The 20,720-nt window shown below is 49.8% G+C and carries 20 protein-coding genes; 17 read left to right on the top strand and 3 right to left on the bottom strand.

Annotation, left to right across the window (positions count from 1 at the left end):
- Window positions 1–63: 63 nt before the first annotated feature.
- On the top strand, window positions 64–1,173 hold the full coding sequence (locus tag PBOR_RS26245) for an LCP family protein (RefSeq protein ID WP_042219965.1): 1,110 nt from the start codon (window positions 64–66) through the stop codon (window positions 1,171–1,173).
- A 96-nt stretch (window positions 1,174–1,269) separates the two neighbouring features.
- A complete protein-coding gene (locus tag PBOR_RS26240; protein WP_042216746.1) occupies window positions 1,270–1,722 on the top strand; it encodes a PNPOx family protein in 453 nt (150 codons plus the stop codon).
- Between the two features lie 60 nt (window positions 1,723–1,782).
- Here PBOR_RS26240 and PBOR_RS26235 read toward each other — a convergent pair whose 3' ends face one another.
- Window positions 1,783–2,358, bottom strand: a complete 576-nt coding sequence (locus PBOR_RS26235) for a YhcN/YlaJ family sporulation lipoprotein (RefSeq protein ID WP_042216744.1) — start codon at window positions 2,356–2,358, stop codon at window positions 1,783–1,785.
- 105 nt (window positions 2,359–2,463) lie between these two features.
- Here PBOR_RS26235 and PBOR_RS26230 point away from each other — a divergent pair, with 105 nt between their 5' ends.
- On the top strand, window positions 2,464–3,795 hold the full coding sequence (locus PBOR_RS26230) for a PhoH family protein (protein WP_042216742.1): 1,332 nt from the start codon (window positions 2,464–2,466) through the stop codon (window positions 3,793–3,795).
- A 483-nt stretch (window positions 3,796–4,278) separates the two neighbouring features.
- A complete protein-coding gene (locus PBOR_RS26225; protein ID WP_042216741.1) occupies window positions 4,279–5,508 on the top strand; it encodes an extracellular solute-binding protein in 1,230 nt (409 codons plus the stop codon).
- On the opposite strand, the gene PBOR_RS26220 is transcribed toward PBOR_RS26225, so the two are convergent.
- Both PBOR_RS26220 and PBOR_RS26215 read right to left on the bottom strand, forming a co-directional pair.
- The gene (locus tag PBOR_RS26220; RefSeq protein ID WP_052429642.1) at window positions 5,500–6,630 is read right to left on the bottom strand and encodes a coiled-coil domain-containing protein; all 1,131 of its coding nucleotides are present in this window, start codon (window positions 6,628–6,630) and stop codon (window positions 5,500–5,502) included. The two genes, PBOR_RS26225 and PBOR_RS26220, sit on opposite strands and share 9 nt — an antisense overlap.
- Before the next feature lie 258 nt (window positions 6,631–6,888).
- Window positions 6,889–7,125 carry a DUF2626 domain-containing protein gene (locus PBOR_RS26215; protein WP_039304209.1) on the bottom strand — a complete coding sequence of 79 codons (237 nt, stop codon included), beginning with the start codon at window positions 7,123–7,125 and terminating at the stop codon, window positions 6,889–6,891.
- A gap of 344 nt (window positions 7,126–7,469) precedes the next feature.
- Between PBOR_RS26215 and PBOR_RS26210 the strand changes: the two genes are divergently transcribed.
- From PBOR_RS26210 to PBOR_RS26150, 13 genes are all read left to right on the top strand, one after another.
- Window positions 7,470–8,117 (top strand): RsfA family transcriptional regulator, encoded by a 648-nt coding sequence (locus PBOR_RS26210; protein WP_042216738.1) that lies wholly within the window; start codon window positions 7,470–7,472, stop codon window positions 8,115–8,117.
- 132 nt (window positions 8,118–8,249) lie between these two features.
- Complete coding sequence (locus PBOR_RS26205) at window positions 8,250–9,230, top strand: ketopantoate reductase family protein (protein WP_042216736.1); 981 nt, start codon at window positions 8,250–8,252, stop codon at window positions 9,228–9,230.
- 6 nt (window positions 9,231–9,236) lie between these two features.
- Window positions 9,237–9,623: a DUF3397 domain-containing protein gene (locus tag PBOR_RS26200; protein WP_042216735.1), complete on the top strand. Its 387-nt coding sequence runs from the start codon at window positions 9,237–9,239 to the stop codon at window positions 9,621–9,623.
- Between the two features lie 150 nt (window positions 9,624–9,773).
- On the top strand, window positions 9,774–11,498 hold the full coding sequence (locus PBOR_RS26195) for a peptide ABC transporter substrate-binding protein (protein WP_042216732.1): 1,725 nt from the start codon (window positions 9,774–9,776) through the stop codon (window positions 11,496–11,498).
- Between the two features lie 227 nt (window positions 11,499–11,725).
- Window positions 11,726–12,658, top strand: coding sequence for an ABC transporter permease (locus PBOR_RS26190; RefSeq protein ID WP_042219963.1), 933 nt, complete (start codon window positions 11,726–11,728; stop codon window positions 12,656–12,658).
- Between the two features lie 3 nt (window positions 12,659–12,661).
- Window positions 12,662–13,609, top strand: coding sequence for an ABC transporter permease (locus PBOR_RS26185; protein WP_042216730.1), 948 nt, complete (start codon window positions 12,662–12,664; stop codon window positions 13,607–13,609).
- A gap of 14 nt (window positions 13,610–13,623) precedes the next feature.
- A complete protein-coding gene (locus PBOR_RS26180; protein WP_042219962.1) occupies window positions 13,624–14,619 on the top strand; it encodes an ABC transporter ATP-binding protein in 996 nt (331 codons plus the stop codon).
- Window positions 14,616–15,536 (top strand): ABC transporter ATP-binding protein, encoded by a 921-nt coding sequence (locus PBOR_RS26175; RefSeq protein WP_042216728.1) that lies wholly within the window; start codon window positions 14,616–14,618, stop codon window positions 15,534–15,536. Before PBOR_RS26180 ends, PBOR_RS26175 begins: the two co-directional genes overlap by 4 nt.
- A gap of 188 nt (window positions 15,537–15,724) precedes the next feature.
- Window positions 15,725–17,356 (top strand): bacillithiol biosynthesis cysteine-adding enzyme BshC, encoded by a 1,632-nt coding sequence (bshC, locus tag PBOR_RS26170; protein WP_042216727.1) that lies wholly within the window; start codon window positions 15,725–15,727, stop codon window positions 17,354–17,356.
- Window positions 17,357–17,380: 24 nt separating this feature from the next.
- Entirely contained in the window at window positions 17,381–18,652 is a 1,272-nt protein-coding gene (locus PBOR_RS26165) for an adenosylhomocysteinase (protein WP_042216725.1), read from the top strand.
- A gap of 202 nt (window positions 18,653–18,854) precedes the next feature.
- Window positions 18,855–19,292: a division/cell wall cluster transcriptional repressor MraZ gene (gene mraZ / locus PBOR_RS26160; protein ID WP_039304237.1), complete on the top strand. Its 438-nt coding sequence runs from the start codon at window positions 18,855–18,857 to the stop codon at window positions 19,290–19,292.
- A gap of 38 nt (window positions 19,293–19,330) precedes the next feature.
- Window positions 19,331–20,284: a 16S rRNA (cytosine(1402)-N(4))-methyltransferase RsmH gene (gene rsmH, locus PBOR_RS26155; protein WP_042216724.1), complete on the top strand. Its 954-nt coding sequence runs from the start codon at window positions 19,331–19,333 to the stop codon at window positions 20,282–20,284.
- A gap of 23 nt (window positions 20,285–20,307) precedes the next feature.
- Window positions 20,308–20,703 (top strand): hypothetical protein, encoded by a 396-nt coding sequence (locus PBOR_RS26150; RefSeq protein WP_042216723.1) that lies wholly within the window; start codon window positions 20,308–20,310, stop codon window positions 20,701–20,703.
- Window positions 20,704–20,720: the final 17 nt, after the last annotated feature.

The following is a 20,720-nucleotide window of genomic DNA, read 5'->3' as shown; positions in this document are numbered from 1 at the left end:
CGGATCGTCTAAGTTATTATAAAGTTATCTAATTCTACCTGAATGTAAAGGACCTAATTGATTATGAATACAAGCAAGGGCGGTCTGCCACCCAGATCGAATGGCCAACAAGGAAACAATAGACAGCAGTCCAGACCCGCTGCCGCAACGCAATCTGCCAAATCTAAAACGAATAAGAAAAAGCCCAAGAAACGCGGATTCTTCGCCCGGCTGATGAGACTGCTTCTAATCATCCTCCTGGTTGCCGTACTTGCGGCGCTGGGCTACGCAGGGTATCTATACTGGAAACTGGATCAGGGAGGGTTCGGAGTGGACCAGCCGGTTCAGGCAGGACACTCCGCTTCGGAGAAGCCGCTGACCATGCTGCTGCTCGGTACCGACAACCGTCCCAAGCACCCGTCCAACCTGACAGATGTGATTATGGTTGCGGCGCTGAACCCGGAGACCCAATCGGCTACCGTGGTTTCTCTGCCCCGTGATACTTATGTGGAGCTGAGCGGCTACAAGAAAACAAAGATCAATGCATTTTACTCCCGCTTCAAGAGCAAGGAGAAAACCTCCGGCATTCTTGCCGAGGATGAAATGAAGACCATGATGAGCAAGTATCTCGACATTCAGGTCGATTACACCACTGTGCTTGATTTCCAGGGCTTCCGGGATATCGTGGATGAATTCGGCGGAGTAGACGTTAATATCAGCGAGAATATGTGTTATACGGACAGCGTGGACGGAACGGATATTAATCTCAAGAAAGGCCAGGCCCAGCTGAACGGGGATAAGGCGCTTGATTATGTACGTTACCGTAAATCCAATTGCAGTCCGGCAACGAAGCCTTCCGATGATTTTGACCGCAATAAACGCCAGAATGAAGTGCTTAATTCGCTGATCGCTCAGATGCAGTCACTCGGAGGAGTGCTCAAAATCGGCAAGGTGCTGGATGCTGTGGACGACAATCTGCAGAGTGATATTGAGAATGCGCAGATCAAAAGCATGATAGCTACTTACTGGAATATATCTAAGGAGAATGTAGAATTTGTGCCGGTGACAGGAACCTGGCGCAGTCCCTATGTATATATTGACGATAAAGAGCTGGACGCAGCCAAGAAAAGCCTTCAGGACCAGATTGCCGGCCTCTCCGGCACCGCAGCTTCTGCAGCCGCAGACAGCCCGTGAGTGGCAGGAAACAATCTACAAATTGAATGCAAGTTTCATCCTGTGCTATAATATAATAAATTGAATGCACTCACGCCGCATAGGGGGCCTGTACTTATGTCCGAAGCCGTTGCTCAGCTCAACGAAACTCTGCTAGCTATGCTGCAGTCGGAAACTTTTGTTCTTCTAAACACTGTGGATGCAGAATCCGGTGGCCCTACGTCTACTGCGATTTCCTGGATCTATGCAGTGAGCCCTTCTATTGTGCGCTTATCAGTAGATCACCGGTCCAGACTTGTGAACAACATGAAAGTCAACCCGCTGGTAACTATTACGGTTTTTGGTGAGGGAACGGTTCATGCCATCAACGGGCGTGCTTCTGTGAAGCAGGACCCGCTGCCGGATGTTCCTTTCAAGATGTGCTGTTTTGATGTTGAGATTGAAGCGGTCCGCAATGCGCTGTTCTACGGTGCCCATCTGGAATCCGCTCCGAAATATGCGAAGGTATACGATGCGCGTGCGGCTGAGAAGCTGGACGGACAAGTATTTGCCGCCATGCAAAAAGCCTAGTGTGCCATCACTAGGCTTTTTTTGTCTCCAGATCCTGTGCTTTGACAGGGATGTGCAAGATTATTGTCCGTTACCTTGAGGTTTGGTATCCTCCGGCAGCTGCGGAATAATCCGGCCGATAATGTCAGCCATTTCTGAGGCGAAGCCGGATACCGGGTTTCCCTTGGTAATATGTTTGCCCATCTCGGCTAATCTGCTGCTGATGTCCATATCGGCAGTAACCAAGGCTCTTACCCCTCTCGGGTCTTTGCGGATAGCTTCCGCAACGGTGTACTTCACGCTTCCGACCCGTGAGCGGGTAAGCGACCCGTCGACATCAATGCCGACAACAGCAATATTGTTCATTACGACACAGTGGGCTCCGTTTACACCGGGAACTCTTTTGGCTAACTGCTCGAAATGATCCTTAAGTGCAACATCGCTTTCGCCCTTAACGTCAGAAGGTTGTCCGGTCTCTGGTGTAGGTTCAAGGGCAGTTGTACCATCTTCGGACAATGTCCGCACTTCGCGGTCCCCCTGGCTGCTCAAAGCCTTTGACGATTGTTTATCCTGAGGAGAGGGTGATGTCTCTTTATTAGCGATACCGCAGCTTGTCAGCAGCAGCAGTACCAGCAACAGACACATTGATTTTCTCATATGTGCTTACTCCTTTCAGCCATGGTTCAGTGGTTTACCTTAGCTTGCCCTTGCTGAAAAGAGTTATGTATGATCAATCAAACCAGGCGCTGTGGAGGGGATAACATGAAAAAGATATTCGTACTAGACACTAACGTGCTACTGCACGACCCCAATTCGATCTTTGCCTTCAAGGCGAATGAGGTTGTCATTCCCGCTGTAGTCCTGGAAGAAATCGACTCCAAGAAGCGTAATGCCGATGAAATCGGCCGCAACGCCCGCACCGTGTCACGCTTGTTAGACGGACTCCGTGAACTGGGCCACCTGCACAGCGGTGTGGTACTGGAACATGGAGGCACGCTGAAGGTAGAGCTTAACCACCGCAGCTTCGTTAAGGTACAGGAAATGTTCGGGGAGGTCTCGAACGATAACCGCATATTGGCTGTTGCCCTCAATTATCTCCATGAGGAGAATGAAAAGGCTGAACCCAGCCCCGTGGTACTCGTAAGTAAAGATGTACTCGTCCGCATCAAAGCGGATGTGCTTGGCATAACGCCGGAGGATTATTTATCCGACCGCACCGGAGATTTGAATGAGCTGTATTCCGGCTGCCAGTCGCTGATGGTGCATCCTTCGCTGATTGATGAATATTACAGTCACCGTTTCTTGTCCATCAAGCAGCTGTCATTGTCCTACCCGCTCTATCCCCACGAATTCGTCATTCTGAAGGATGAGATTGGCAGCGGCAAATCCGCCCTGCTTAAGGTGAACAGCGATGCCAGCCGGCTCGAACCCCTGTATCTCGGCAATGATGCGGTATGGGGAATCAGCGCCCGTAATGCCCAACAGCGGATGGCGCTTGAGCTGCTGCTGAATGATGATATTCCGCTGGTAACCATTACCGGAAAGGCCGGAACAGGGAAGACGCTGCTGGCACTTGCTGCAGGACTGTTCAAGGTGGAGGACGAACATAAATACAAGAAGCTGCTGATCGCCCGTCCGGTGGTTCCGATGGGTAAGGATATCGGGTATTTACCGGGAGAGAAGGACGAGAAGCTCCGTCCATGGATGCAGCCGATCTATGATAACCTGGAATTTCTATTCGATACCAAAAAAGCCGGAGATATCGATAAAATATTGATGGGCCTGGGCAGTATTCAGGTTGAGGCGCTCACCTACATCCGCGGGCGTTCCATTCCGTCGCAGTTCATCATCATCGATGAAGCGCAGAACCTGTCCCGGCATGAAGTGAAGACGATCGTCTCCCGCGCCGGTGAAGGCAGTAAGGTAATCCTGATGGGTGACCCGGAGCAGATCGACCATCCTTATCTGGATGCGGCGAGCAACGGACTTAGCTATATCGTTGAGAAATTTAAGCAGCAGGGCATCAGCGGCCATATCACGCTTGAGAAGGGTGAGCGTTCGCATCTGGCTCAGCTGGCTGCGGATCTGCTGTAGCAGCTCCAAGGGTTGGATACACATTTTTTTATCACTGCAGCCCGCAAAATCAACTGACAGCACCCGCTCTTCAACCGGCAGTCCGCCGGTTAATAAGCACAATCACGGCCGGGAGAGGACCACTCCCGGCTTTTGTCTGCCCCGCCCCGGAACGGTGGGAGGTCAGGCTGTAGAGCTGAGACGATATGGCGGGAGCACCGGAGGGGAATTTTGGAACTGGAGGAGCGGGAGCGTCCGCCTTTGTCTCCGGATTTCAACCGCGCACAGCGGTCTAATCGAAGAAATCTGGAGACAACAGCGGCCGGAAGTCCAAATATTCACCGCAGGTGCGAATACCGCCCAACCGGCGGCCCGTTCTTCAGACGATTCACCTCACAACGTTCACACCTATATAATAGAAAGAGAACGTTTTCACAAACGCAGACAAGCACGTGCATGTCTGCTAAAATGAGGAAGACGAGATTAGCGGGAGGAGAGAAGCACGTGCTGAGACGCAAAAACTATTGGCTGTTGTTTGCCGTTCTGCTGCTGTCGCTGACAAGCTTGTCGCCCAGCATGGAGCTGGACACGGATGAGGGAGCCTATCCCCCCAGGCAGCCGTTGAACCAATCGGAGCGTCCGCCTTCAGGTGAACCGGGAGACGAGCAGAGCTTGACGATACGCGTATCGCTCAGCAGTTTAGAATTCAATGTACTGCAGCTGATCAGCAATAATTACAGCCTGTCCAGCGGAGTAAGTGTGCAGCTAACTAATGTAGACACTGAAGACGGGGCAGCTCAGGTACGGGAGGAACTTACAGTCGGGGATAGTCCGGATATTGTGATGCTGGACGGTCACAGTATTTTTGATCTGGCTTCCCGGGGGTATTTGCTGCCTGTGGATATTTACCAGAGTGTTCCCGGAAGCACACCTCTTACCATGCTGATCCCGCAAATGCAATGGAACGGTTACGACTGGGGGGTTCCGCTCGATATTGATCCCTATGTATTAGTATATTCTCCGCAGCGGCTTGCTGAACTGGGCCTATCTGCTGCGCCGTCAAGCCTGGAAGAATGGAATGGACTGCTGGGCCGGCTGAATGCGGAAGAGACAAAGGAGCGTTATATGCTGGCAATGGATACGCGGAACCCGTATGGTTATGCAGCTGTACTGCAGAGCATGGGAGGGGGAGTGCTGTCCATGACTGAGGCACAAGCGGCATGGACGGAAGCTGCCCGCGGTTATTTTTATCTGACCAGCCGGTTTAACCAGGAGATCTGGGATATGCTGCAGGATGGCAAGCTTGCAGTGGCGGCAGTGCCGCTCTCTGAATGGAAGAAGCACGGAAACTCCACGCTGAGAGTGCAAGCGCCGCAGGAGCAGACGGGGAAGAACATCTACGAGGCAATCCATAGCCGCTTTTTCGCTCTCCCCGCACAATCCGGCAGCCCGGAAGCGGCGGTCAAGTGGCTTGCTTATGTAACTTCAAGCTCGGCCCAGCTGGAATGGCTGGAGAATACGGACCGTCTGCCTGCACTGGATGAGTTGTACCGCTCCGGATTGTCTGAAATCTCCCGGCTTCCATTCGACTCCGGGGTGTTCCTCACCGAGGACAACGCCCCCGGGCCAGACTCAGAAGGCGAATGGAGCCGTTATGCTGAAGCGGCAGTGCTGCTCTTGACCGGCAAGCTGGATGCAGCCGGATATGAAGCAGCGGTCACAGACTCAGAATGAGAGGGACAGCTTAACATGCAGAATACCATCTGAGCTGGATACTTCCGTAGCATGCAGGAAGGAGACGATTTTGGACGGATAGAAGCCCAGATCGAATTCTTCCTCCAACGCCTGACGGGTGGTGTCCGGCAGCTCCAGTCCATTGAAGACCACATGGTCCACATGGAACATTAATCCGTTGACCGGTTCCTCCTGAATGGTGTAATGACCGGTTAACGTCAGAGACAAGCCCCCGCTTTTTCCTGTAGCCGTAATCTCGTTATCCTTGAAATGAAAGGCGAAATCCTTGAATAACGTATTCTGTGTAATCAGGAATTCGTTCAAATCCTCTTCCTTCAGCGCAAGATTATAAGTCATCCCCTTGCGGACCAGTACGCCATCCCGGTTCTGGACAAACTCCGGCAGATGCTTCATCGCCGAGGATAACGCCTTGAAATAAGTCTTAACCTCATGGATCCCGATATTCTCCCAATATTTACTGAACTCCTCCAGCAGTAACCCCATACGCTCAGGATCTGTACTGGCCTGAATGCCGCCCTCAATTTCTTCATTCAAAGCAAGCACGCGCTTTTGCTGCTCCACGAGCGCCGTTTTGAGCTCCGCAAGCTCTTCAGAGCTGCGCCGGGCGGCCGTGAGCGTCTTTTTCAAATCCTTATATTGTGTTTCATACTGGGATAGGGTATCCCGGTCCTGCCCGATAATAATCTCATAGTAATCATAAAGAGCGAGTATTCTGCTGATACTTTTGGCAGACAGAACGGCCGCCAGCAGCCCGTCGCGTTCCCCCATATAATAAGCCCGCACAACTGCGCCAGCGCGTTCCTGCTGATCTGCAATTGCCGTTTGTTTGGCGGCCGATTGCTCGGTCAGAGTGGCGACTTTGCTCTCAAGTATTTGTTGTTCTGCCGTAATCCGGATAATCTCCCGTTCAATCTCCGCTGAGGACAGCGTCTGTTCGAGCAGCTTACGGGTTTCTTCATTATCCGGAATGGCAGGCAGCGAAGTGCTAAGGCCGGAACCGGGTTCGGCGGACAGATATACCGGAGCGGATATCGGCGTGAGCGTGCAGGTGAGAAGGAGTATAGCTGCAAATAACCGGCGTAAGGAACTGCGGGATAACACCACATCACCACCTTGAACAGAGTTGAGTAACAGGTATGTACTAATAATATGTTTCTGCCTGTGAAAATATCATACCCTGTTTCGCCACCCGGAAACTACATTTGGACAAACAAAATTACCCCACAAAGTGGGGCCGCTAGCTTCGAGGATTACTCAGGTACTTTGCGAGGACCCCAAAAACATATAAATTCTCATACAAAAAAACGGAGTGGCTCCTTGAGGTAAAGGAACACTATCCGTTTCAATAATATATATGCGTTACAGCGGCAGACCCATCTGAAAGACTGTCCAATAACTGAAGCCTGTAAAGGTCAGGATCATATAACCCCAGAAGAGCAGGATGTAGGTCTTTTCGGTGAATTTCATGTAGCCCAGGATCACAAAAAAAGCGGTTTGCAAAAAGAATAGCAGGGCCATTTCCGTAAGATCACCGGCGAAAGCCATAAGTCCGATAACGAGTGTGAAAAATCCCAATACGCGAAACATGCGGTCCAAGAGAGATTCCCCCTTCCAGTATGAATCCGGCTACTGCTCTTACCCTTCATTATAACGGCTCTGCAAAACACTGTAAACGAATTCATTGAAAAAAATGCAGGAATTTATAAAATTTATGATTTTTATAATTGACACAAGACTTTCTCTTGGAATTTAAGAATTTATAGCATGGTAAGTATGATGTTCAGACAAAATGGCAATACAATTTAGTATCAAATAGATTCTATGAACTCTAATAGAGGCATAGAAATGGAGTAAGCAGCTTTTATCCCTATTCACTACCCGGCGGAGCTGCCGGTTCTGAAGATGGTTATTTCATGATGTTGTTAGGAGGGTTAGGCTTTATGACAGCCGTTAGACAGGATGCTTGGAGTGCGGAAGATGATCTGATATTGGCAGAAATAACGCTGCGTCATATCCGTGAAGGCAGTACACAGCTTGCTGCTTTTGAAGAGGTGGGTGAAAAAATCGGCAGAACTTCGGCTGCCTGCGGTTTCCGCTGGAACAGCTGCGTACGCAAAAGTTACGAGGATGCTATCGGAATCGCTAAAGGCCAACGGCAGAAACGAAGTTATTTGAAGAAACAGCCGTCATCCAGAGGCGCACAGGTAGCGGGACTGATTCTCGGAGACATTGAAGAGGACTACGGACGAAGCGAAGGGCTAAGCGAGAACAGCTTATCCATTGATGCTGTAATCCGGTTTCTGAGACAATGGAAAGGTACGTTCCAGGAAGCCGGGCGGCAGCTAAAGATGCTGGAGCGGGATTTGCGAGAGAAGGAAGATGAACTGACGGAGCTGAGAGCAGAGAATGAACGCTTATCTAAGGAAGTCAATCTCGCCCAGAGCGATTACCGGGTGGTCAATGATGATTACAAAGCGCTGATCCAGATTATGGACCGGGCCCGCAGACTCGCATTTCTTAATGAAGAAGAAGAGGAAAAGACCCGCTTTAAAATGGACGCGAATGGAAACCTGGAACGGATTGAATAGAAGATGAATCCCGCAAATCCTGCATCCCAGTGCCTCACGGCACCGGAATTGCAGGATTTTTTGTGTTTTTGCTTTGAGCGGATGTGCAGGATATAATTAGGAAAAATTACCGGTCGGCAGGAGGATTGCGTGATGAGAATCGATATTATAGGTGCGGGCTCGCTTGGGCTGCTGCTTGCCGGCAAGCTAATCAGTTCGGGGAACGAAGTCAGACTCTGGTGCAGGAGTGAACAACAGTGCCGGGAATTAACAAGCAACGGACTAACTGTGAGCTATGAAGACGGCGGGGCGGCAATTTCAGTTCCGGGTGACAGCTTTTCGGCTGAGCCGGTTAGTAAATATCCGCAGCGGCAGCTGATTAACCCGGGAGACATTACATTAATAACTGTCAAACAAATGGTGCTTCATAATGATCTTCCGGAGATTCTACGTCCGCTTCAAGCCCGGAAGGCAGAAATCATATGTTTCCAGAACGGCTGCGGACATCTGGAGATGCTCCGGGAATTGCTGCCGCAAGCTTCCCTGTGGGCGGCGGTCACTACGGAAGCAGCCAAAAGGAAAACATTAACAGAGGTTATTCATGCGGGCAGAGGGGAAATATGTATAGGGAAAAGCAGTCATCCTATAAATAAAAATGAATTAAACTCACAGGATTTGAATAACGGCGGCGCAATAAGTTTCGTTCAGGCTCTTGCCGCAGCAGGATTCAACGCCTCTCTGTCGAAAGAAGTGGATACCATCATTTACCGGAAGCTCTTGATCAATGCTGTAATTAATCCTCTAACCGCAATATGGCGGGTCCCAAACGGCGAATTGCTGGCTTCACCTGAACGTGTACAGCTCATGAAGGAACTGTATACAGAAGCCGTAAGAGTATACGATGCCTGTGGGATTACCTATGAGAAGCATACCTGGGAGGCCATTGTTGAAGTTTGCCGTGCTACATCAGGCAATATTTCATCCATGCTGGCCGATGTGCTTGCTTCGAGGGAGACAGAAATCCGCTGGATTAACGGAAGCATTGTGAATATGGGGCGGCAGCGGGGCATTGAGGTTCCACTGCACCGTTATATCTTCGGACTGGTAGAGGGCATGACTGTGAGGGAGAGGTGAGGCTGTTTGGAATTTCTGAAGAATTCTTTCGGTGTGTTAAGCATTATTCCGATTGTTCCTTTTTTAATCGTTTATTTCGCGGGTATCGGTCTTAAGCAGGATAAGAGAAAAACTTTTTTGCTGGCGATGGACGTGACAACATTATTTTTATTACTGTCTGTTTCGGGATTGTTCAATACTATTTTCAATACGAATTTCGGGTTCTTTCTTATACTACTTATTGTATTAATATCCGCTGGACTGATTGGCGGCGCGCAAAACAGGCTCAAAGGATCGGTCGACGGAAAACGGTTACTCCGGGCCGTTTGGAGACTTTCTTTCTTTTTTATGGGGGTTAGTTACGTATTATTTATGGTTGTAGGCCTCATACAATACATATCACAAGCGATGTAATGTTCCGCTGCTCCGGTGAAGCGTCAACGTCACAAAATTTTAAAGAATTAAAAAAAAGTCGTTTTCAGAAAATATTGCTCTAGATTTTTTTGACCACTGGTTGTATAATCATAAACCATATACCACATTCTATTTAGGGGGAACTGCTAGATGAAGAAGAGTAAAAGTCTATTGCTCATGTTCGCATTAGTTTTGGTTATCGGCACAGTGCTTGCTGGCTGCGGCGGAAACAATAACAATGCTAACAGCGGCACCAATGCTGCAGCAACAAATGCAGCCGGTAATGAAGGTAGCACGAACACAGGAACAACTGGTGACGAGAAACTGGCTGCTGACCAGACACTTAGAGTCAACCTGACTGCAGAACCACCTACTTTTGACCCTGCTCAAGCTCAGGACAGCCAAGCAAACACCGTCCTGAAAACTATGTATGAAGGTTTGACCCGCATGAATGACGAAACTGGCCAAGCTGAGCCGGGAATTGCTGAATCTTGGGAAATTTCCCCTGACGGCCTGGTATATACATTCAAACTGCGTGATGCACAATGGAGCAACGGCGATCCTGTAGAAGCTGCTGACTTCGTCCGCGCTTGGAAAATCGTGCTGGATCCTAACACAGATCCAACTGCACCTTACGCTTACCAATTGTACTACCTGAAGAACGCTGAAGAATATTACGGAAAGAAAATTACAGATTTCAACGAAGTGGGCGTAAAGGCTGTTGATGCGAAAACTCTTGAAGTTACGCTGAAAGCACCAACTCCATACTTCCTTGGCCTTCTGTCCTTCTATACTTATTACCCTGTACACAAATCCGTTGAGGGTAATGCTAAATGGGCAACAAGCAAAGACACTATGATCACTAACGGTGCATTCACATTGACTGAGTGGACTACTGGCCAATCCCTGCAAGTAAGCAAGAACGATAAATATTGGGATGCTGCTAACATCAAGCTTGCTAAAATCGACTTCTCCCTGGTTAACAGCGGCGCAACTGAACTGCTGAGCTACAAGAACGGCGAACTTGACCGTGCTGGTGCACCACACGGCGAAATTCCGCAAGAACAGATTCCTATCGTACAAAAAGAGCTTCCTAACGAATTCCAGAGAAAAGGTATCGCAAGTACCTACTACTATGAATTCAACATCACTGAAAAACCTTTCGACAACGTTAAAATCCGTAAAGCCCTGGCGATGACTGTTAACCGTCAAGCGCTGATCGACAACGTAACACTTGGCGGACAACTTCCGGCATTCGGCTTTGTACCTCCGGGTATCGCTGGCGCTGACGGTGAATTCCGTACAGCAGTTAAAGACAGCTACTTCACAGAAGATACAGAAGCAGCTAAGAAATTGCTGGCTGAAGGTCTGGCTGAAGAAGGTCTGACTGAACTGCCACCGGTTGAATTGTCTTATAACACAAGTGAAGGCCACAAGAAAATCGCTTTGGCTGTAGCTGACATGTGGAAACAAGCTCTGGGTATCACTGTAAACACTGTTAACCAGGAATGGGCAGTATTTATCGACAACCGTCAAAACCTGAACTACCAGATCGCACGTGCTGGCTGGACTGCGGATTATAATGATCCAATGACCTTCCTGGATATGTGGGTAACAGGCGGCGGTAACAATGATACTGGTTACGCTAACCCTGAATACGACAAGCTGATCAATGACGCTAAAGCAAGCTCCGACCTGGCAGCACGCCAAGAAATGTTTGCTAAAGCTGAAAAAATGATCATTGAAGATGATATGATCCTGATTCCGTTCTACTACTACACAAACAACTCCCTGACTAAAGAGTACCTCAAAGGTGTAACTCTTGACTTCAGCGGTGCAATTGACTTCACTCGTGCTTACCTGCTTGAGCACTAAGAATTGTAGAACCTTCGGTTAGCTTAACTGAATAGTGGTTGTCTGAAGGGTGCAATATACTTCGGGATATATATGTGGAATTCCATATATATCCCTTTTTTTTGCATTTCAGGCTTTTTGTTAAAGATTTCACGAACTTACAAAATAAGAAATTAGACAAATGGCCATTTTTTTCATAAACTCTAATTATGTGTCTCAAAAAAATGTCGAAGGAGGTGTTGATGGGGATGGTTCGTTATGTTGCCAATAAGTTCTTCTATATGCTTGTCTCGCTGTTTGTGCTAATTTCAGCGACCTTTTTTCTGATGAAAGCCATTCCGGGGGACCCGTTTACTTCTGAAAAGAAAGTTCCGCCGGAAATAAAAGCGCGTTTATACGAGCAGTATGGACTGGACAAGCCGCTCTATCATCAGTATTTCAAGTATTTGGGTGAAATCGTCCAGGGTGATCTGGGTGTATCAATGAAGCGTCTGAACCAGGATGTAACTCACTTGATCGGGCAAACGTTCTCGGCGTCTTTAAAGCTGGGGGTTATCGCAATTATTGTGTCGGTTATTGTCGGAGTCTTTCTCGGCATGATGGCGGCACTCTATCACCGCAAGTTTATTGACAGCGCGGCAATGGTGCTGGCGGTGCTGGGGATTGCAGTTCCGAGCTTTGTAGTCGCCTCGCTGCTGCAGTATGTGTTTGCCTACAAGTTCCACATGTTCCCGGTCTCCGGATTTAAGGGGCCGCTATATTATGTCTTACCTGTAACCGCACTCTCGGCGCAGCCGATAGCCTTTATAGCGAGGCTGACGCGCTCCAGTATGCTGGAAGTGCTGCATGCGGATTACATCAAGACGGCTAAGGCTAAGGGCCTAAGCTGGGCAGCAATCCTAAGCCGCCACGTTCTCCGGAACGGGATTTTGCCGGTTGTAACCTACATGGGACCTATGACAGCTAACATCGTAACAGGTTCTGTAGTTATCGAGCAGATCTTCGGTGTCGGCGGTATCGGTAAGCAATTTGTCGAAGCGATTGGTGTGCGCGACTATACCGTTATTATGGGGATTACGATCTTCTATGGGGTATTGCTGATGCTGGCACGCTTTATCACGGATATTGCTTATGTGTTTGTAGATCCGCGTATCAAACTAACGGGTGGAAAGGAGGGCTAAAGATTGGCTTCTGACAAAAAATTGGTATCGCAGGATGCGAACCTGAAACCGGAAGATTTCCGTAAAATCGGCATTGATGAGCGGCAAGCTGAAGTCATTCAGCGCGAAAGTCTGTCCGCCTGGCGTGATTCCTGGGAACGTCTGCGCCAGAACAAAATGGCAATGACAGCACTGGGTATTCTTGGACTGATTATCCTTGCGGCGCTTATCGCTCCGTTATTCTCAAAGTACAATTACTACTCTAACGATTTGATCAGTACCAATAAGCCTCCTTCATCCGAGCACTGGTTTGGTACAGATGATCTTGGACGCGATATCTTTGTCCGTACCTGGTACGGTGCGCGTATCTCGCTGATCGTCGGCCTTGCTGCCGCTGCGATTGACCTTTTGATCGGGGTTATCTATGGCGGGATCATGGGTTACTTCGGTGGACGTGTAGACAATATCATGAACAAAGTATCTGAAATTCTCTACTCCATCCCTTACCTGCTGGTTGTTATCCTGCTCCTGGTTGTGCTTGAACCAAGCCTTGGGACGATCATCCTGGCACTGACGATAACGGGCTGGATTACCATGTCCTGGATTGTCCGCGGTGAGATCATGCAGCTGAAGAACCGTGAGTTCGTTCTGGCTTCGCGTTCCATGGGCGCAGGGTCCAAAAGACTTTTGTTCAAACACCTGTTGCCGAATGCTGTTGGTCCGATTATCGTAACCATTACACTGTCTGTGCCAAATGCTATCTTTGCTGAAGCGTTCCTGAGTTTCCTCGGACTTGGCGTACAGGCTCCTGTAGCTTCACTCGGATCGATGATTAATGACTCACTGACTGGCTGGCTATATTATCCGTGGCGTTTCCTGTTCCCGGCTATCCTGATCAGCTTGACCATGCTTTCCTTTAATATTTTTGGTGACGGTCTCCGTGATGCACTGGATCCTAAGCTGAAGAAATAAGGAGGTGAACAATGATGGAACCCATTCTGCAAGTCAAGGATTTGCAAGTTTCCTTTTTTGTAAAAGGCGGAGAAGTTCAGGCTGTGCGCGGCATGAACTTTGAAGTAGGCAGAGGCGAGACCGTTGCCATCGTCGGTGAATCCGGCAGCGGCAAAAGTGTTACCGCGCAGTCGATTATGCGGCTGCTGCCTGCCCCGCTCTCCAAAGTGAAGCAAGGCGAGATTGTTTTTCAAGGAAAGAAACTGCTGGACCTTAGCATGAAACAAATGGAATCGATTCGCGGCAAAGATATTGGCATGATATTTCAAGACCCGATGACTTCTTTGAACCCAACTATCAAAGTGGGCAAACAGATAACCGAAGTTTTGATCAAACATCAGAATATGTCAGCGGCCGAAGCGAAACAGCAAGGTATCGAAATGCTGCAATTAGTAGGCATTAAAAATGCGGAGGCTCGCTTTAACCAATATCCCCACGAATTCTCCGGCGGGATGCGCCAACGCGTAATGATTGCCATTGCTCTGGCCTGCCGCCCGGCTCTCCTGATTGCGGATGAGCCGACAACGGCGCTTGACGTAACCATCCAAGCGCAAATCATGGAAGTTATGAAAGAGATGCAGCAAAGACTAGGGACCTCCATCATCCTGATTACACATGATCTCGGCGTGGTTGCCGGCATGTGTGACCGGGTCATCGTAATGTATGCTGGTGAAGTAGTCGAAACAGGGACACGCTGGGAGATTTTCAAGAATCCCCAGCATCCGTACACCAAAGGTCTTTTGCGGTCGATGCCGCGTCTTGACCAAAAGAAGGGTGAGCCGCTGATTCCGATCATCGGTACTCCCCCGGATCTAATTAAGCCGCCGGTCGGTTGCCCGTTCACAGCGCGTTGCAGCGAAGCGATGCATGTCTGCGAACAGATCGATCCCGGCGCCACAGAGTTCAGCGAAACGCATATGGCGCGCTGCTGGAATCTGCATTCGATGGCCAAGGAGGTGCAGTTCGTTTGAGTAAGAATCTGATTGAAGTAGAAGGTCTTAAGAAGTATTTCAATGTAGGCAAGGGAAGAGTTCTTAAGGCTGTTGATAATATTAATTTCTCGATTCGCGAAGGCGAAACCCTGGGTATGGTAGGGGAGTCCGGTTGCGGTAAGACTACTGCAGGCCGTACGGTTCTCCGCTTGTACGAACCGACTGCAGGAAGCGTGAAATACAATGGTGTAGATATCTACAAATTGTCCGGCAGCAAAATGAAGGCTATGCGCCGTGATATGCAAATGATCTTCCAGGATCCGTATGCCTCGCTTAACCCGCGGTTCACGGTTTCGGATATCATTGGTGAAGCACTGGACATTCACAATCTTGCGGGAAGCCGCCTTGAACGCAAGAAACGGATTGAAGAGCTGCTGGATATGGTTGGACTTAACCATGATCATGCAACCCGCTATCCGCATGAATTCTCAGGCGGTCAACGCCAGCGTATCGGGATTGCCCGTTCCCTTGCGGTTAACCCTAAGTTCATCGTCTGCGATGAGCCGATCTCCGCACTGGACGTGTCCATTCAGGCACAGGTAGTCAACCTGCTCAAAGAACTTCAGGACCGTCTCGGACTTACTTATCTCTTCATTGCGCATGACCTGTCCATGGTTAAGCATATCAGTGACCGTGTAGCTGTTATGTACCTGGGCAAAATGGTTGAACTCGCGGAAAGCGAAGAATTGTACGCTAATCCGATCCATCCGTACACCAAATCGCTGCTCTCGGCGATTCCGGTTCCGGATCCGGAGGTTGAAGCAAACAAAAAACGCATTCATCTGCATGATGAGCTGGGCAGCCCGATTTATGCTGCCGGCGAAAAAACAAATGACAGCGATTTTGAATTGGTAGAAGTGTCCAAGGGACATTTCGTCGCCAAACAATTCGCTTAAAATTTAACTGTTGCATTACCTTAGGCGGGAGCGTTCAGCTCTCGCCTATTCTTTCAATTCAAGCAAGTGTAGCTGCATGGCGGCGCTTCTTTCTTTGACGCCGCACCTAACTTTGGATACAATCATAAAGGGTTTACCGATTTATGATTACATACAGCAGGTTATAGTAGAACAGGAGGCAATTGCATATGAATGTTGTACCGGAACCACTGCCGGGCGGATCTGCGCTCGCCAGTGACTATATACATCAATTTGAGAATGTAGAACATCTGTATGGCGGGGATTTCCGCAACCGGGAGAACCGGGTTAAGCGCGCAGAATGGCTTGATGGAACCGCAAGCCTCCGTGCAAACCGCACCGGGGTTGTTTCATACTTACGTAGCTATAACGGAGCGCATAATGCCCATGAAGAGGTAATGCGTTCCATTGATTTGCTGGAACAGCCGGAAACGCTGGTTGTAACAGGCGGTCAGCAGAGCGGTTTGTTCACAGGCCCTCTCTTTGTAATATATAAAGCCATTACTACGATTCAGGCCGCCCGCGAAGCGGCAGCCCAGCTTGGGCGCCCGGTCGTTCCCCTGTTCTGGATCGCCGGTGAGGATCATGACTGGGATGAGGTCAATCATACTTATGTGCTGAACCGGACGGGCGAAATTTCGCGGATTAAGCTGGATATAGGCGAGGGTCCGCGTTCTTCGGTCAGTGAGATCAAGGTGGAAGCAGAGAGCTGGCTTCAGGCAACCCTCCAGCTGGACGGATTGCTTCAGGATAGCGAGTTCAAGCCGCAGGTGATGGAATTTGTCACGGCAGCTTCGCTGGGTTCGGACAATATGACTACAGCTTTTGCCAAGCTGATGGGTTCTTTGTTCGGGCAATACGGACTTATTCTGCTGGATTCTGCCGATCCTGCGCTACGCAGGCTGGAGGCGCCGATGTTTGCAGCAATAATCGAGCGTAATGACGAGCTCGAGGCCGCCTACACCGCAGCGGCTGATCGTATTGCTGCAGGCGGATACGTGCTGCAGGCGGATGTGACACCCGGGAATGCCAACCTCTTTTATATCCATGAAGGCGCACGGCTTCTGCTCCATAAGGAGGGGGACAGATTCGCAGACCGGAAATTGGTGGTATCATTCTCCCGCACAGAGCTGCTGGAGCTGCTGGAGAGCCACCCTGAGCGGTTCAGCAACAACGTGCTGACACGGCCTTTGATGCAGGACTATGTGCTGCCTGTGCTGGCTACGGTGCTTGGACAAGGAGAAATCGCCTATTGGGCAATTCCGCAGCAGGCCTTTGGGGTAATGGGCGGGCAGATGCCGCTGATTATTCCGCGCATGTCTTTTACAGTAATAGAGGGAACGCTTCACAAGCATATGGATAAATACGGGCTGTCCTTCACGGATGTGCGTCTTGGTCTGGATGATAAACGCAAAGAGTGGTTAACGGCGCAGGATGAATTGAAGATTGAAGAACGGTTTGAACAGACCAAAGCCGCATTCACCGCAATGTACGAGCCGCTGATTGAGCAGCTTGGCGCAATTCAGGCAGGTCTGCTGAAGCTGGGCAACAACAATAAGGACAAGATTATTGACCAGATCTCCTTCCTGCAGGGCAAGGCTCTGGATGCGATGGAGAAGCAGAACGAGGCTGCGCTGCGCCAGTGGGAACGGATAGAGCTGTCGGTTATGCCGCTGGGTAAGCTGCAGGAGAGAGTATATAATATGATGTATTATTTGAACCGCTACGGCCTTGGCTGGCTGGAGGAATTAATGGCAGTGCCCGCCGATTACAGCGGAACACACCGCATTATTTATATGTAGGAATATATTTTAGGAGGTTATAACATGAGTTCATTATCCAAGGAAAATAGTATCGTTACCGACATGTCACTCGCGCCCGAGGGGCATCTCAAAATCGACTGGGTTCGCCAGCATATGCCGGTACTGAACCGTATCCGTGAGCAGTTCGAAGCAGAGCAGCCGTTCAAGGGCCTTAAGGTATCGATCACGCTTCACCTGGAAGCCAAGACAGCTTATCTCGCCAAGGTGGTGCAGGCAGGCGGTGCCGAAGTTACGATTACCGGCTCGAATCCTTTGTCTACTCAGGATGATGTGTGCGCTGCACTTGTTGAGGACGGCATCACTGTATTTGCCAAATATAATCCGTCTCCTGAGGAATTCAAGGCGCTGAACATTAAGGCGCTGGAGAGCAAACCGGACCTGATTATCGATGACGGCGGAGATTTCGCCACCCTGCTGCATTCCGAGCGTCCTGATCTGATGGAGAATATCCGCGGCGGCGCTGAAGAAACAACTACAGGAATTATCCGGCTGAAGGCACTGCAGAAGCAAGGCATGCTGAAATTCCCGATGGTGGCTGTAAATGACGCCTATTGTAAATATTTGTTTGATAACCGCTATGGTACAGGGCAATCGGCATGGGACGGCATTGTTCGCACAACCAACCTGATTGTGGCCGGCAAGACGGTGGTCGTGGTCGGCTACGGCTGGTGCGGTAAAGGGGTGGCGATGCGGGCCAAGGGTCTTGGAGCGAATGTAATTGTTACTGAAGTGGATGCGATTAAGGCGGTAGAAGCCCACATGGACGGATTCCATGTTATGCCTATGCTGGAAGCTGCGAAGCGCGGCGACTTCTTCGTTACGGTGACCGGTAACCGGTATGTTATCCGCGGCGAGCATTATGATGTCATGAAGGATGGAGCAATCCTCTGCAATGCCGGACACTTCGATGTGGAAGTGAACAAGCCGGAGCTGGCCGAACGCTCCACCTCTCAGCGGACGGTGCGGAAGAATATCGAAGAGTATCTGCTGAAGGATGGACGCAAGCTGTATCTGCTGGCTGAAGGACGTCTGGTGAACCTGGGCGCAGCCGATGGCCATCCGGCAGAAATAATGGATACCACTTTTGCGCTGCAGGCTTTATCCCTCAAATATGTGAATGATAATTATAAGAGCATCGGCGTCAAGGTGGAGAATGTACCGTATGAGCTTGATGAGCAGGTTGCGCGTTATAAGCTGGAGAGTCTGGGAATCGCCATTGACTGCCTGACGCAGGCACAGGTGGACTACCTGGACAGCTGGAATCTGAACGACTAAAGAATGGATCTGCAAAACCCGGAGCCAATCAACTGGCCCGGGTTTTTATTTTTTACGGAATATTGCAGAGCCACTTGACAAACAAGAAAAAATTACCTTGCTTATGAAAAAGGTTTTTGATTTTTAATGGCGAATCTATTATGCTTAAGTGGTGAAAAGTGGGGCAAAGTGGGGAATCGGTACTTAGGGGTGGGGAACGATCATGTTTATGGGGGAATACCAGCATAGCATTGACGACAAAGGCCGGATCATTATCCCGGCTAAGTTCCGTGAATTGCTCGGAACCTCCTTCGTAGCGACCCGCGGCCTGGACTCCTGTTTGTTCGTTTATCCCATGGAAGAATGGGGAATCATGGAGCAAAAGCTCAAAAGCCTTTCACTGATGAAATCGGATGCCCGTGCCTTCAGCCGCTTTTTTTTCTCAGGAGCGACCGAATGTGTATGGGACAAACAGGGCAGGGTAAATCTGCCGGGGAATCTGCGGCAATATGCCAAGCTGGACAAGGACTGTGTTATTCTGGGCGTTTCGAACCGGGTGGAGATCTGGAACAAGGAGCTATGGGAGCAGTACTTCGAACAGTCAGAGGAATCGTTCAACGAAATTGCCGAGAAATTGGTTGATTTCAATTTTGATCTATAAAACATACAATTCGAATTACTGCCTTGGAGGGATGCAGCTTGTTTCACCACATCACGGTGCTTAAGGAAGAAGCGACAGAAGGGCTGCACATCAAGAAGGATGGTATATATGTTGACTGTACGCTCGGAGGAGCCGGGCACAGTTCGCTTATTGCATCCAAGCTTAGCGGTGAAGGCCGGCTGATCTGTCTGGATCAGGACGATTGGGCGTTGAATAATGCCAAAGAGAGATTAGCCGAGTACGGAGACAAAGTGGTCACGGTTAAGACCAACTTCCGTGATCTCGAACAAGTGCTGAAGGATTTGCCGTTTGTTCCGCAAAAGGATGGAGTTCCTCAAGTGGACGGGATCCTGTTCGATCTTGGGGTATCCTCTCCGCAGTTTGATGAAGGAGAGCGGGGATTCAGCTACAATCACGACGCTCCGCTGGATATGCGGATGGACCAGTCGGCACAGCTGACCGCGGCCGATATCGTTAATACCTGGAGTGAGCAGGAAATTGCCCGTGTGCTTTTCCAGTATGGAGAAGAGAAGTTCTCACGGCGGATCGCCCGCAAGATTGTGGAGCGCCGGGAGGAACAGCCCGTGGAGAGCACCGGAGAACTGGCCGAACTGATTAAGGAAGGTATTCCGGCGGCTGCGCGGAGAACAGGCGGACATCCTGCCAAGCGCAGCTTCCAGGGTCTGCGGATTGCGGTCAATGACGAGCTTGGCGCTTTTGAGGACGGGCTGCATGCAGCTGTACGCTGCCTGGCGCCTGAAGGAAGGGTATCGGTCATTACCTTCCATTCGCTGGAGGACCGGATCTGCAAACAGATATTCAGCAGCTATTTAAGCAGATGTACCTGCCCGCCTGACCTGCCGTATTGCGTGTGCGGAGCTAAAGGAACCTTGAAGCTGATTAACCGCAAGCCCATCGTACCCGGAGAAGAAGAATTAGAGCTTAATTCACGTGCCCGTTCAGCCAAACTGCGCATTGCAGAGAAATTGTAAATGACGATAAAGGAGAATCAGAGATGGCCTATACCCGCGGCAATTTAGCAGTTCAACCCAAGAGAAAAGAAGAGGTAAACCCGCTTTACCGTGAGAAGACAAAAGTCGTCACAAGGCGGAGAGTGCTTCCGCTGCAGGAGAAGCTTTTGTATATGCTGACGCTGGGAGCCTTTCTCCTGGTAGCTGCCTCCCTGATCTGGCGTTACGTCCATATTTACGATTTGAACATGCAGGCACAGAAGCTGGATAACGAGATCGCTAAGAACAAGAAGCAAATTGCTACTTACCAGATGGAGAAGCAGACGCTTGAACAGACGGTAGCCAAGAGAGCAGAAGAAATGGGATATAAGACTCCCCCTGTTGATTCAACCATCTATGTACCGCTTAGCAGCCAGGTCACTGACAAAGCCGGCAACTAATCAGCGATTGACTTCAA

It is taken from the genome of Paenibacillus borealis, from assembly GCF_000758665.1.
Taxonomy (GTDB): Bacteria; Bacillota; Bacilli; order Paenibacillales; family Paenibacillaceae; genus Paenibacillus_AQ; species Paenibacillus_AQ borealis.
The sequence above is the reverse complement of the archived record's forward strand: the minus strand, read 5'-3'. Positions and strand labels throughout refer to the sequence as shown.